Here is a 15,195-nt window from a genome sequence, read left to right on the forward strand (position 1 = left end):
TATTAAATATTAGGTTCTTGGTCTTGGTTTTCCTCAGAATCTTGGGTAGTTTCCCATTTTTTTCTTTCGGTAACATAATAAATTATCGGAACAACCAATAAAGTAAGTACGGTGGATACAATGGCTCCAAATACTAACGAGATGGCCAATCCTTGAAATATTGGATCAAATAATATGATGGAGGCTCCAATAACTACGGCTCCTGTGGTTAATAATATTGGCGTTGTTCGAACGGCTCCTGCTTCAATAATGGCTTGTTTTAATGGAATGCCATCGTTCAATCGGATTTCGATAAAGTCGATAAGCAATACCGAGTTCCGGACCATCACACCGGCTAAAGCAATCATTCCGATAAAGGAAGTTGCAGTGAAAAATGCTCCTAATAACCAGTGTCCGAAAACAATTCCGATTAATGAAAGTGGAATTGCCATCATCATTACCATTGGCGTTTTGAAATTTTGAAACCAACCTACAATCAGCATGTAAATAATTACAATTACTACCATAAATGCCACTCCCAAATCGCGGAAAACTTCTAAGGTAATTTGCCATTCGCCATCCCATTTTACGGTAAAATCACTTTCATCTGTGGGTTGATCCATATACAATTCGTTTACTTTATAGCCTTTTGGCAAGTGCATTTTCTGGAGTTTTTCATTCATCCCCAAAATAGCATACACCGGACTTTCTAATGCTCCAGCCATATCTGCCGTAACATACACCACACGTTTTTGGTCTTTTCTGTAAATGGTTTTTTGCAAAGTGTCTTTAACCACTTTAACCAAATCACTAACAGGAACTACAGTACCACGACTTCCTTTTATTTTCAAATTTTGAATGTCTTGCAAACTCGTTTTATCTTTATCGTCAAGCGAAAGGACAATCCCAACATTGTCATTGGAATTTTCATCGTACAAATTAGAAATTGGATATTCTTTTAACAAATAAGTCAAATTTCCAACCACTTGTTGCGGAGCAATTCCGTTGAGCATCGCTTTTTCTTTATCCACTTCTAGTTTGTATTCCGTTTGATTATCTTCCGTCATCCAATCGACATCCACAATATCCGAAGTAGTTTCCAAAATTGTTTTCACCTGATTGGCTACTTTGATTTGGTCTTTATAATTAGGTCCATAAATTTCGGCTACCAAAGTTGATAAAACGGGAGGCCCAGGCGGAACTTCGATGATTTTTACATTAGCACCATATTTTTTAGCAATTTTCTGAATTTCAGGGCGCACTTCTTTTGCAATTCCGTGACTTTGAATATCGCGTTCTTCTTTGTGTAATAAATTTACTTGAATATCGGCCATATTGCTACCGCCACGCATGTCGTAATGACGAACCAATCCGTTGAAGGTAATTGGGGCAGATGTTCCGATATAGTTTTGATAATTCACCACTTCTGGAACGGTAGAAAGGTATTGCGCAATTTCTTGAGTCACTGCTGCAGTGCGTTCTAAAGTAGTTCCTTCGGGCATATCTACCACTACTTGAAATTCGTTTTTATTATCAAAAGGTAACATTTTTACAATTACCGATTTGGTAAAAAACATCATTACAGAACCTATTAATAACACTACAGTTAGTCCAACTAAAAGACGACGTTTTTTACTGCTTTCTAGTAATGGACGTTCCAGTTTGTTATAAATTTTATAAATCCAATTGGATTCTAAACCTTGTTCTTCTTTGTGTTTTTGTTCTTCTTTTTCTTGTAACAAATGGTATCCTAAATAGGGAGTTACCGTTAACGCAACAAACAAGGAAAGTAACATCGCAATAGAAGCTCCAATTGGCATCGGACTCATGTAAGGGCCCATCATTCCGGACACAAATGCCATAGGAAGAATAGCCGCAATAACCGTAAATGTGGCTAGAATGGTTGGATTTCCTACTTCGTTAATGGCGTAAATCGCTGCTTGTTGGAACGGCAATCGCTTCATTTTGAAATGGCGGTGCATGTTTTCGGCAATGATAATACTATCGTCTACCACAATTCCGACCACGAAAACTAGGGCAAAAAGCGTAATTCTATTTAAGGTATATCCTAATAAATAATAGGCAAACAAGGTCAAGGCAAAGGTTAACGGAACGGAGAAAAACACTACCAATCCACCGCGCCATCCCATGGCTAATATTACTAAAAAGGTAACGGCGATAATGGCTATTCCTAAGTGAAGCAACAATTCGCCAACTTTATCCGATGCTGTTTCTCCATAATTACGAGTAACTTCTACATGAACATCGTTGGTAATTATTGTTTTCTTCAATTGCTCTACGCGTTCCAATATCTTCTCGGATATTTTCATGGCATCGGCACCTTTTACTTTTCCGATAGAAATAGTTACGGCAGGGTATTCGGATTTTGCTGTTTTGAATTTTTCGTTGGTTTTGCCATATCCAAAAGAAACATAACTGCTTGGTGTGGAAGGTCCGTCTTCTACTTTAGCCACTTGTTTTAAATACACTGGCAAATTTGCATTGACACCCACCACTAAATTCTCAATATCTTCGGATGATTTTAAAAATTGTCCGGTTGTAACCAAATATTCTTGATCGTTATTGACAAAACTTCCCGATTGTGAACTGCCGTTATTGGCTTGAATCATTTGCATAATTCCTAAAGCGTCCACACCGTTTTCGGCCATTTTATCTTTATCTAAAACCACTTTTACTTGGCGATTTCGTCCACCAATTTCGCGGGTAATAGCAACGTCTTTTACTTTTTCTACTTCCGAGGTAACTTCTTCAGCAATTTGACGAATTTCATAATCATTCAATTTTTCACTCCAAATGGTCAATCCCAACATAGGAACATCGTCAATAGAACGGGTTTTCACCATGGGTTTGTAAACGCCTTGCGGAAACATATTTTCGTGTTTCGCCAACTCGTCGTACAATTTTACATAAGAACGTTCTACATCTTGTCCTACATAAAATTGTACAATCAACATCGCTTGGCCGTTCATGGCCATACTGTGCACGTGTTCTACGCCTTTGATGTTGGAAAGTATTTTTTCTAATGGTTTTACCACGCGACTTTCCACTTCACTCGGACTTGCACCAGGATAACCCACCATTACGTCGGCCATTGGAACATTAATTTGTGGTTCTTCTTCCCTTGGGATTAAAAACGAACTGTAAACACCAATAATCATCAAACCAACCATTAACAGAATGGTCAATTTAGAGTTGATGAAAAAGTGTGCTATTTTACCGGATATACCTTCTTGCATTTTTTAGATTTTTAGATTGTTAGATTTTTAGAATTCTTATTATTAAAATCTAATTAATTGACACTTTAGCGCCATTATATAATTTCCCGTCTGCTGAAACGATGTATTGCTCGTTGGCAGATAAACCAGAAAGCACTTCTACTTGATTTCCGAAGGATTTCCCGATGCGCAACCATCTTAATATGGCGGTGTTTCCGTTTCCGATGGTGTAAATTCCGGTGAGTTGTCCTTGGCGTACCAAAGCAGTTTCAGGAACTACTACTTTATCAGAAGAAACTAATGCGGTTTGCGGTTTATTTGCAATAGGAAATTGAACATTGGCAAACATTCCTGAAAGGACTTTACTTCCAGCGTTTATCAAATTGATTTTTACTAAAAATTGTCCGCCAGTATTTTTAGCCGAACCACTTACTTCGGATACTTTACCTGCTAACTCTTGGTTGGTAGATTTTACCAAAACTTTTACGTTCATTCCATTTTTTATGGAAGTAATGTCGCTTTCTGAAACCATTGCAGTTACTTGCAAATGTGATGCACCTTCTATACTTACTAAAGGCATTCCTGGGTTGGCCATGTCGCCTTCTTTTACAAAAGTATTCGTGACTTCACCCGAAAAAGGAGCCGTAATATTAGAATAAGAAAACTGCGCCATTACTTCATTTCGCATTTGTTTAGCACCTTCCAAACCGGCTTTTGCCATTTCGTAGCGCGAAGTCATGTCGTCTAATTCTTTTTGGGAAGCACTTTGCTGATTGAATAATGCGGTAAATCTTTCGTAGTCTTTTTTGGCATTATTGTATCCAGAGGTTGCTTGTAAAATAGAGGCATCTACTTGTGCTTTTTTGGCTTGCAAATCGGTGTTGTTGATGCTTACTAATAATTGCCCAGCACTAACTTTTTGTCCCACTTTCACATGGACTTTGGTTACGTAGCCCATCATTCTGGTGGAAACGTTGGCGCTGTTTTCGGCTTCAATTTTTCCGCTTGCGGTTACGAATTCGCCATTGGTATCTGCAGAAATTCCGCTTACTTTTACAGCAATTGCAGGTTCATTAGTAGTTGTTTCTTTCGTTTCTTTTCCGCAGGATAGAAATAAGAATGTTGAAATTGAAAGGAGGATTAGTGTTATTTTACTCATGTTACTATTTTTTAATAATTGGATTTCGTGAATCTTTGATTTCATGGTTTTGTTTTTTTTCCTCACCCCCGGCCCCTCACCAAAGGAGAGGGGAGCCGAGACGTGAATAGTTGATGCTGATTTTTTCTAATTACTAATGACTTATCACTAGTCACTTATCTGGTTAAAAACTGTAAATACTGTTTGGTGAAATTATATTCGAAAATGGCTTGTAAATGTTCTAATTCTTTTTGGATCATTTGGGTTTCGGATTGTAGTAAATCAGTCGTTTTTTCAAGACCTTGTGTGAAACGATTTTGTCGAATTCTGTAGGCTTCTTGCGATTGTTGAAAAGCTAATTGGGTAAGATTCACTTTGTTTTCGGAATCTTGCAACTGGCGATTGGTTTTGTTTAATTCCAATTGGCTTTGTTTTTTGTACTGCTCGGTTTCCACTTCGGCTTTTTGAAAATCAGCTTTGGCTTTTTCCATTTTTCCAATCGTTTTATAACCATCAAAAACATTCCAAGACAATTGTGCTCCAACTAAATAGCCTTTGGCAGAAGTGCCTAAGAAATTCTTGTCGTACATTTCATAACTTCCAAAAGCGTTTAATCTTGGTAGAAAGTTCATTTTGCTAGACATATACATTTTTTGGTAAGCAGTAGTCGATTTATTCATGGCTTGAATGTCTTTTCTGTTTTCTGACAAGGAAACATTGATGGTTTCAATTGCAATAGTATTCTCTAAAGCTTCGGAAGGTTTGTATATTTTATCTTTGGTGACCTCATTCAATAGAAACGCTAAATAATCGGATGCATTTTGAACATTACTTTTAGCATATTGCAATTGATTCGCAATTTCATTCACTCGAACTTGAACGTTTAACAAGTCGGTTTTTTGCAATAATCCTTGTTGGAAATAATTCTGAACTAATTTCAAATTGGCTTTCCCAGTGGTGTTCGCTTTTTCTAAAACTTTCACTGCTTTGTATGCCAATTGCAATTGCATGTAGGATTTAAAAACTTCTAATTCTAGATATTCTTTGGTTCGTTCTGTTTGCAATTGAAAGGCTTCCATTTTAGTTTTAGCAGCTTGTCTTCCATATATTCCATCCATATTAATTAATGGTTGTTGGATTTCAAATTTGGTTGCAAAATTTTGAGTTTTAGTAGGATCATTTAACAAGGCAGGATTAAAATCGGATGCCGATAAAATTTCTTGATTCAATTTAGAACCAAAAGCCATCAAGGGATTAGTTGTTGAAATCCCGGTATGGGAAACGGCAATGTTAGGTAAAAACAAAGCGCGCGATTGGTTGTAATCTGCTTTTGCAGATTGGTAGTTTTTTTCGGCAATTTTAATTTGCAAATTCTTTTCAGAAATTTTTTGCAATAGTTCACTTTTCGAAATAGACAAGGTGTCTTGGCTAAAGCCGAAAAAGGAAACCAAAAGTGTTCCGGTGATATAAATGAGTTGTTTTTTCATAATATAGTTCTGATTATGAAGCAAAAGTAGAACGTTACTTTTGCTCCCACAGTAACAAGTGTTACAGAGTGAATTTTGACACAAAAAAAGCATCCAAGAAATTGGATGCTTTAGTTACTTAATTTAAATTTGAACCATTAAGGCATTAAGTTTCATTAAGCCTTTAAATGTTTAACTATTATTTTATCAAAAAAATTATGCTTATTTTACCATTACTTTTTGGGAAACATAGAATTTATTATCAAAAATAAAAGTGATTATAATGGTTTGATTGGAAACAGAATCCAGTTCAAAATTCATTGCGTTATCTCCTTGTTTGGCATCGGTAATTTCGCCATCGGTAATTATTTTACCATCCGACGAGGTTACAAAATAATCAATGGAAGTTGTATAAGCCATTTTGAAATTAATTTTTACCATGCCGTTTTGAGTTGGATTTGGCGAAACGGTCATTGAAAAAGGGTTTTTCCCATCAATTTCTTGAACCCCTAAAGGTTGATTTCTAATTAATTTTACTTCATAAATTGTTGCATTAGCAGAAGTTGTACTGGTTTGATTATTAGTAAAAGGACTAGTTGTAGGACTAGACAAACCACCAACTATGTGACCAATAACAAACTCGTTTGCAGTTATTTCACTAAGCTTTATAACTTCATTAGAGTAATGTGGTAACGTTTTATTTGGGATGAATTCGGCACTAGCACCTTTCAAAGCAGGCATTGTTTCTGGCAATTGGTATTCTTGTAAGGATCCATCGGCAAAGCGAGTAGTTCTACTAATTGTATTTACAAATGGAACGGTAATATCTTGAATTAATGTTGTTCCATTATAGTAATATTGGCTAATTCCACCAAAAAATAAATTGTGCATTCTGTTATCTGTTACATCATACAAACAAGATATCGCACTGTGGTAATTGCTCAAATATTGATTAAAAGAAGTTTGAGGGAAATAACCAGACGCTTTAATATCGACAGGATATAGAAATGGTAAATCGACATTTATTTGAAAAACGCCTGATGAAATGGTATATCCTAATTCACCATTTGGGAAAACTTGCGGTAACAAATTATAATCTCTTCGGTGTAAATGAACGGCATCGGTAACGACTTGATAATTAGAAATACTCAATTGAGTGCCGGAATTATCAATAGTAAATTGTTTGATACTGTTAGTATAGGTTTGTACAAAAGTTGGGTTGTTCATTGGGTTGTATCTTCCGTCAAAACGATGTCCACCAACTAGATAAAAAGTACTGCCAATTTTAGCTAAATGTCCGCCATTTACTGCTAAATTCTCATCGGTCATTTGTTTAAAAAAACTAGTAATTGGTGCGCCACTTATTACCGCATTGATTAAATTAGGGACATCAACCGAAGTCAATTTATTAAATGTAATATGGTCGTTTGCCGTTGCCGAAAAAGCATAACCACCAACTACATACAACGTAGTGTCGTCTTGAAAGAAATTGAAATTAGTTGCTTGAAGTTGTTCTTTTAAAGCCGTTGAAAGCGAATTTACCGATGCAGACCAAAACTGATTCGTGGCAATATCAACAACGTAGAGGTTGGTGTTATTACTGGATACAGGAAATGCGTTAAAGGGTTGGCGGGCATGAATTCCGTCAATTCTTCCACCAATTAGCAGCCATTTTCCGTCGTGTTGTGCAAATGCGTAAGAATGTATTCCAGGAAAATTAGGAATAGTTATCGGATTTAATTGTACTTGATAATCAAAAGTATTTTGCGAAAAAGCCAAACTTGAGATTAAAAGAAATACAATTTTATAAAGTGATTTCATTTTAATTATTTTTAAGATTATACAATAGTTGTATAGTGTCAATTAAAAACTGACACTATACTTAACTATTATAATAGAAATTTATGATTTTTTCTCTTCTACTTTTTTAGAAGCACAACAGCCACCTTTTTTCTCTCCTGTTCCACAAGATTTTTTTTCATCTGTTGAGCAAGATTTTTCGGTTTTAGCTTTTTTCTTTTTTTGTTTTGGCTCTTGTTGGGCGTTTACATTCATTGAAAATAATAAAGCTAGTGTTGCTAATGTTGAAACTAATTTATTCATTTTTGTATATTTTAAATTTTTAAACTGTGATTTTGTAATTATTAAATTACATTGATTTAAGAAATAAAAAATGATTCTGGCGGTTGCCAAATAGCTACAATATAATTAGAAATGAAATTTTTGTGATAAAAAACAGGTTCTTTTTTAGGAATAAAAACACTATTATTCAGGAAAACATAAGTGGAAGTAAAAACTAAAAAAGTTGGGTTATTCAAACTGTAGTTTAACAAACATTTTTCTTTTTCACATCCTTTTGTTGGTTCACAATCAGAAGTAGAACTTGTGCATGAAGATTGCTGTTTTTCAGCAAATTGCATTTTTAGTACCTTAACCGATGGAAGAATGGTAAGTGCATTGAAATAAAAACACAGTAAAATTGCAAAGTATTTCATTTTACAAAAATACAAGGCATTATTTATATGGTATGTGACATTTGTTACAAAAAATGGAAAATAGGATTTTGGTAATCTGCTTTGGCAGAGAGGTAGGTTTTCTCTGCGATTTTTATTTGCAAATTCTTCTCGGATACTTTTTGCAACAATTACTTTTAGAAATACAAGAGGTGTCCTGGCTAGGACTAAAAAGGAAGCCAAAAGTGTTTCGTTGGTATAAAAGAGTTTTTTCTTCTTCATAATTTAGTTCTGATTGTGAAACAAAAATAAGTTGGTAGAATTCCTTTTACAGGAACACTATTACAGAGAAGAAAATGAATTAAAAACAGAAATGGAATTTAACTTATAAGTTCAATATAAGCGCGGTGTAATTTAATTTTTCCGTTTTTTTCTAGGGCTTTCAATAATCTAGAAATAACTACTCGAGACGTATTTAAATCGTAGGCAATTTCTTGATGGGTAGTGTTAATTTCTTTTGTGGTGTTGATTTTAGACTTTTCTAAAAGGTAATTCAGCAAACGTTTATCCATATTCATGAATGCTAAATTATCAATTGCAGTAAGCATTTCCTTTAAACGATTGTTGTAACTAGCAAAGACGTAGTTGCGCCAAGATTTATATTTTCCTAGCCATAATTCCATGTACATTACTGGAATCATGACCACTTGACCATTGGTTTCTGCCACGGCTCTTATTTCGCTTTTAGTATCGCCAAGGCAACAGGCCATCGACATGGAACACGTATCTCCTTTTTCAATAAAATAAAGTAGCAGTTCTCCTTCGTCAAAATCTTCGCGTAAAATTTTTATGGCTCCTGAAAGAAGGAGTGGCATTTTTTTGATATAATCCCCAAAGTCAATAATCACATCTCCTTCTTTGAATTCTTTTAGCATTGCTACTTGTTGAATTTCGTTAAGAAGCGCTTCTTCTAATATGGTTCCGTAGATTTGGTGGAGTAAGTCTTTCATGGGTTTATAATTAATTTTCTAATTTATAAAGGTAAGCCAAAATGTATTTAATTCCTTTTTAATTTTGGAATCCCTATGCAAAGGACGAAATTTATTAAAAAAAGAGCCTTCACATTTCTGTAAAAGCTCTTAATATATTGGACCCACTCCGTTGCTTTAAACAGTTCTAATTCACTATGATTTTCTTAATTTCTTTTTTGTTTGAATCGGTAGTAACTTCAATAAAATAAGTTCCATTAGTAACTTCTTTTAATTGAAGTGTTTCTGATAAATTAGAAGAAGTGAAATGCTCCTCTTTAATGGTTCTTCCAAGCATATCAATTAATTTAATGTCCTTAATAAAATTAGAAGTTGTCATTTGTATTGTTATCTTTTCTTTGGCAGGATTTGGATAAACAATCAAATTATTGTTTGCAAATTCTTGCATTGCTAATAGTGCAATAAACTCTGTATTAAAAGTGTTTGTGATAATTGCCGGATTAAAATCAAAATAGATAAAACCGGTATTTGGAATACTATCGCCTACGGAATATCCTGGTTTTGGTTTAACTTGGAAGGTAACATATCCTTTTCCTGTAGATGTATTAGCAATAGATACCGGAAGTTGAATATTATCAAATTTCCAATTTAATTTATTGTCAATTCTGTCTAGTACATAAGGATGACTTGAACTAATGGTTCTCAAGGAGGTTTCATCTAGTTTTGCATCTAAAATATCATTTATTCTAACATTTAAAGCACTTGCTGATCCTGTGTTTTCAAATCTAATGGTGTACGTTAAATAATCATTTGAAGAAAAGGAATTGAATACTATTTTCTCTCCATGCGATTCCATTTTGTCGTTTGGATCATACGAATTTACTATAATTTGTGTTAAACTACTGTTGTTATTTGCTGGAACAATATCCCCAGCTATAGGAGTAATAGCAGCAGTATTCGTTAATAATTGCCCTGCAATAACTGTTGGAATAGTTGGCACCTGCATCCATACCGAAATAGTGCGAGATTCAAACGGCGCAAGATTGGTAAAGTTATAGGTAAATCCGTTTGCCAATAGTGTTACTCCAGATTGCGATACACTAGTAATACTAACATTGCTATCCATAACAAAGGTTAGGATTCCTGACGCTACTGTTTGACTTCCTAGATTAGTGTAAACTATTTTATTTTCATAAATAAATCCTGGTCTTGGAGCATTCATTGGAATAATAGCTGTTAATAGGTCATTATAGTTTTGTGAAACGGTAATTGGAAAGTTATAAAGTAACATTCCTGCTCCGTTGGTAACATGAATAGTATTGTAAGTTGCCGTTGTTAAATTGTAATTAGACAAGTAATCAGAATTTATAGTATAACTAAGATTGTAGGAATTATTGGTATTAATATCATACAAATTATAAACTCCAGCAGGGCTTGAAATATTGTGAACCGTTCCGTTATTATTCATTTCATAATGGAATTGTCCTAAAGGAAAATTTTGCTCTCCCCCATCTTTAACGCCATTACTGTTGCTATCTAAAAAGGCATTTAAACGCAATCCACTGCAGTTAATTCCTCCGGTAGAAGTACCACCTAAATCCGTAATTTTGATATACCCTGAGGAGTTACTATAATTTGTAACCATAATAAGATAAAACTGTCCAGGTTGTACATTTTGAATTATAGGATACTCCACATTATTAGGAGAGTAACTGCAACTTGCAATGTAGTTTGGAGTTAACTGACCATTACAGGGAGTTGTTGGATTAGAATATGGCCCAAAAACCACATAATCTACATCTAAGTTAGACATGCTAAAATTAACATCTGTACTTTGTTGGATCATTAAATTGATATTCCCAGCTTGGCTAATTGGCATTACAAACCAAGTAGGGTTTGGAGTAGTGCTTAAACAACCCATAGTGCCTGTTGAAGGCAAATTAGTAGTATTAGGAAACGGAACTCCTAAGGAAGAACATAAAGAATTTGCCTGACTACAAACCGATGCGTTGTTGCAATTAGCGAAAGTTCTTAAATTAAAAGAATAAATAGAATCGCAAGCATTAACAATTGTTTCTCTAATAAAAATTGGAATTATATTTCCTTGCACATTTACAGTATAAACACTTGGATTAAAAATAGCATTTTGTGAAGCTTCTGCATCTTGTGATGAAGTGTAATATTGTAATGAGTTGGAAGTATTGATTTGGGATTGAACAGAAGTTAAATTAAAAGTAATCATTCCATTAGCATCATCATCACACTGCTCTAGTGGTTGAATTGGCGTTTGATTGTAGCCATAAGCACTTACATTTAAATAAAACACGGTGGTAAAATATTGCCCTGGATTATTGTTATAAGATATTCTGCCGTAAATTGGTGTATTTCCAATATTGGCACAATAAGGAGAACTTAATGGATTAATATTGAACTCTGCTTCCGTACCTGAATTATGATAGGTTATAGTATAATCACTCGGATTCATAGTTCCAATAATGTCGTCATTGTTATCCGTTAAATTAAAACAAGACTGGTTGGTGTCGGTACAGGTAGTAAAACTTTGAGGTTGACCAAATTGCGGAATGCAAGAAGGAGTAGTAAAAACAATAGGATTAGACCAAGAACTCATTGCAGTCATGCCATTAATAATACAAATTTTTCTAGCAATTATTTGAAAATCGATACCGCAATCTAAACCTATTATAACAATATTGTTAGAAGCATAAAAAACTCCTTGAGTAGGAATTGGAGCTCCCATAGGATAAACAGCAATTTCAATTTCTGTAATTGTATTTGGGTCTGAAGGGACGTAAGTTACATTAACACTAGTTTGAGTGGCATTTCCTACTGTTAAAACTGGAGGAATACAATCTACAGGAGGACAACTTGTTATTATTTGTGCGTTTATAGTTCCTACTGCGGAACAATTGGAAAGAGTATTAGTTACTAAATAATAAAAATTAATATTTGGAATTGTTGTTGCACTAAAAAAACAACTAGGATTCATTATTGGATTGGAGTTAGACTCCGCATCGGCTTGCATAGTATAAAAAGTAACAGACAAGCTAGGATCTGAATTAGTAATAACTGGAATTAGTTGCGTTAAATCCCAACATTGCTGATTGTAACAAAAAGTGGTTGTTATTGTATTGGCAATTGGCGCAGGGTTAAAATACAACCCTAGGGTTGTAGTTGAAAAATTTGTTTGATCTGTAATTTGTGTAACCCTAACAAATACTATTTGTCCGGAAAAAAAACACAAATACGGACTTGATAAAGCATTGGTATTTGTAACAGCATCTACTTGACTAAGATGGTACGTTACCGAATAAACATTTTGGGATAAGTTTCCTAAAATCTCAGAATTTTTGGTGGTCAAATAAAAAACTTCCGAACCATTATTGTCTATATCACATAAGTTATAATTGGTTGGGGTATTAATTTGGGGCTGTGCATAAGCCGTTTGCAAACCAATAAAAAATAAAAAAAGTAAAATTTTCTTCATGATAATGGTAGTTAGATTGGGGGAAATTAAAACAATAACGGCTGCAATATACGACAATTCAGTAGTTTACAAAACAAAATCATGTGTATCCAATATAATGTATAAAAAAATCGACACTTTCGTGTCGGATTTTCTTTGCTCCCCTTATTGGAGAAAGTTACAATTTTAGTGAAATGAATATTTACTTAACTTTAAGAAAAATATTGTACTAACTTATTTAAATGAGTTTGATTCTATTGCCACATTTAATAGATTTGTAAATCTATTAAATTCAAAATTTACTATGGAGAAAAATAGGAATAAAAATTCTGGAATCGGGATAGCTCTTGGTTCTTGTTTTGGAGTAGTTTTTGGAGCAGCCTATGGAATTATTTCTGGGAATATTGCAGCAGGTTCGGGTTTGGGATTAGCTATAGGTGTTTTTATCGGAGCAATTTTCGACTTTAAAAATAGAAAATAAAACACCTTTGTTTTAAATTAACAATAAAAAATTTTGCTAATTTCGAATTGTGTATAAACAAAAAAACCCGACACTTTCGTATCGGGTTTTGTTTTGCTCCCCCTATTGGAGAAAGTTACAAATTTGATGCGATGATTGCCTATTCAATTCTCTTAAAATCAAAGAAGTAAAGGTTTATTACATTTAAATGATTATTGTTGAGTTACTATTTATAGTTAATTAACTCAACTACAACTTCATTTCGTCTATTCATAACTTCATATGGGGGGTTGTAACCTAAAAAAGAAATTTTATTGATATAATTTAATTTTTCTTTGACTAATTCATTCATTAAAATAGTCTTATATTTTTCAATCTTTTCATCATCTGCCCATCCATCAAAGCGAATAGCGGCAATAATTTTTTCTTCCTCTTTTTCAAAAACTATTTTACTATTTTTTGGGTTTGGTAAATTTTTCAAATTATAATTTTTTGGAACCATAAACATCATTTTAGTAGTATCTCCTAATTCCATAACTACAGGTGATGTCATAGCGATTTTTTCGTTGGCTTCATTATCACCAAAAATATACCCAGCCAATATACCAAAACCTTCACTTGAGCTCTCTTTATAGCCTTTCTTGCTGAGTTTTACACTCGAAAACAAGGCGGGGTCATATTTTCTTATCTCAAATTTGTCAAACTTCTTAATTACCTTGTAACTGTGTTGTTCTGTTTGTTTCGTGCTTCTTGATAAATAAATTTGCGCTATTGCAATTAATACAAAAATTGAAATAATAATGATAATTACTGCTTTCATTTGGAATAAAATTTTAAGATAATTAGCAAATGTAACCAACTTACATGGAATGATTATTTTTTTATTTTAATTTATACTTCCAAAGTTTCTGACTAGTACCTTTTAGTTTTTTGTACAAACTATGCACAACCTTTTACACACATAAAAACCCGACACTTTCGTATCGGGTTTTGTTTTGCTCCCTCTCTTGGGCTCGAACCAAGGACCCTCTGATTAACAGTGTGAAAATGAACATGCCTTAATACTGATTTACAGCACTTTAGATATTAAGGATTGTTGCAAAAACGAGCATTTATTGTCATTTTGCCACTCAATAAGTGTACTTTAAATTGGATTACTTATAAAACTAATTATTGGCACTTTTTTATGTTTGCTGCCGTATTATAGTTTTTAGTATATTTGCATAAAATAAAATTATTATCGCTACAGAAAAATTAAATATTGACAAATTTAAAAGTCAGTTCAAAGATAAAAATGTTTTTGAAACTAAAGAAATAGCATTTTTTTTCCATGAAATGGAGAAAGAGTTAAAACTCTCTACTATCAATTGGCGAATACATACTATGATTCAAAATGGAATACTTCAACGGGTTGGTAGAGGAAAGTTCAAATTTGGTAAAGAACGAAATTATCTTCCCGAAATTTCACCTTTTATGAAATCAATTTATTCAAAAGTTAAAAAGGAATATCCTTACACCGATATTTGTATTTGGAATACGGCTTCGCTTAATGAGTTTATGATTCATCAACCGTTCAAGTTTTATTATATACTTGAAATAGAAAAAGAAGCAATGAATTCAATATTCTATTTTTTAAAAGATTTGAATTTTTCAGTCTTTCTTGAACCAACTACAGATATACTTGAAAAATACACTCCTGATAATAAACAAATCATTATAATAAAACCTTTGATTTCCGAAGCTCCACTTATTAAAGTTAACGGAATAACAACTGCTTCAATTGAAAAAATACTGGTTGATATATTTTGCGATTCAATAACATTCTCTGCTCAGCAAGGTTCTGAAATGCGAACAATCTTTGAAACTGCATTTACTAAATACACTGTAAACCAAAGTAAAATACTACGCTATGCAAACAGGAGAAGGAAAAAAGAAAATTTAATTGAATTTACAAACACAATTTCAAATTTACGGCAGCAATAGCTTTTTG

At 33.5% G+C, this 15,195-nt stretch carries 11 protein-coding genes; 2 read left to right on the plus strand and 9 right to left on the minus strand.

Annotated features, from left to right (window positions below):
- Positions 1–2: 2 nt before the first annotated feature.
- The 8 genes from ACIQ2J_RS08310 to ACIQ2J_RS08345 form a co-directional block, all read right to left on the minus strand.
- Complete coding sequence (locus tag ACIQ2J_RS08310; RefSeq protein WP_396168485.1) at positions 3–3,236, minus strand: efflux RND transporter permease subunit; 3,234 nt, start codon at positions 3,234–3,236, stop codon at positions 3–5.
- Between the two features lie 49 nt (positions 3,237–3,285).
- Positions 3,286–4,374, minus strand: coding sequence for an efflux RND transporter periplasmic adaptor subunit (locus ACIQ2J_RS08315; protein WP_396168560.1), 1,089 nt, complete (start codon positions 4,372–4,374; stop codon positions 3,286–3,288).
- Positions 4,375–4,529: 155 nt separating this feature from the next.
- A complete protein-coding gene (locus ACIQ2J_RS08320) occupies positions 4,530–5,840 on the minus strand; it encodes a TolC family protein (RefSeq protein ID WP_396168487.1) in 1,311 nt (436 codons plus the stop codon).
- 201 nt (positions 5,841–6,041) lie between these two features.
- A complete protein-coding gene (locus ACIQ2J_RS08325) occupies positions 6,042–7,640 on the minus strand; it encodes a hypothetical protein (RefSeq protein ID WP_396168490.1) in 1,599 nt (532 codons plus the stop codon).
- Between the two features lie 81 nt (positions 7,641–7,721).
- On the minus strand, positions 7,722–7,922 hold the full coding sequence (locus tag ACIQ2J_RS08330; RefSeq protein WP_396168492.1) for a hypothetical protein: 201 nt from the start codon (positions 7,920–7,922) through the stop codon (positions 7,722–7,724).
- A 56-nt stretch (positions 7,923–7,978) separates the two neighbouring features.
- Positions 7,979–8,554 (minus strand): hypothetical protein, encoded by a 576-nt coding sequence (locus ACIQ2J_RS08335; protein WP_396168494.1) that lies wholly within the window; start codon positions 8,552–8,554, stop codon positions 7,979–7,981.
- A 98-nt stretch (positions 8,555–8,652) separates the two neighbouring features.
- Complete coding sequence (locus ACIQ2J_RS08340) at positions 8,653–9,282, minus strand: Crp/Fnr family transcriptional regulator (protein WP_396168496.1); 630 nt, start codon at positions 9,280–9,282, stop codon at positions 8,653–8,655.
- A 166-nt stretch (positions 9,283–9,448) separates the two neighbouring features.
- Entirely contained in the window at positions 9,449–12,766 is a 3,318-nt protein-coding gene (locus ACIQ2J_RS08345; RefSeq protein WP_396168498.1) for a T9SS type A sorting domain-containing protein, read from the minus strand.
- Positions 12,767–13,049: 283 nt separating this feature from the next.
- Between ACIQ2J_RS08345 and ACIQ2J_RS08350 the strand changes: the two genes are divergently transcribed.
- Complete coding sequence (locus tag ACIQ2J_RS08350) at positions 13,050–13,226, plus strand: hypothetical protein (protein ID WP_396168500.1); 177 nt, start codon at positions 13,050–13,052, stop codon at positions 13,224–13,226.
- A 205-nt stretch (positions 13,227–13,431) separates the two neighbouring features.
- On the opposite strand, the gene ACIQ2J_RS08355 is transcribed toward ACIQ2J_RS08350, so the two are convergent.
- Positions 13,432–14,025, minus strand: a complete 594-nt coding sequence (locus ACIQ2J_RS08355) for an SOUL family heme-binding protein (RefSeq protein WP_396168502.1) — start codon at positions 14,023–14,025, stop codon at positions 13,432–13,434.
- Positions 14,026–14,540: 515 nt separating this feature from the next.
- On the opposite strand from ACIQ2J_RS08355, the gene ACIQ2J_RS08360 reads away from it, so the two are divergent.
- Complete coding sequence (locus tag ACIQ2J_RS08360; RefSeq protein WP_396168505.1) at positions 14,541–15,188, plus strand: DUF6577 family protein; 648 nt, start codon at positions 14,541–14,543, stop codon at positions 15,186–15,188.
- Positions 15,189–15,195: the final 7 nt, after the last annotated feature.

The sequence above is a fragment of the Flavobacterium sp. genome (genome assembly GCF_044357305.1).
Taxonomy (GTDB): domain Bacteria; phylum Bacteroidota; class Bacteroidia; order Flavobacteriales; family Flavobacteriaceae; genus Flavobacterium.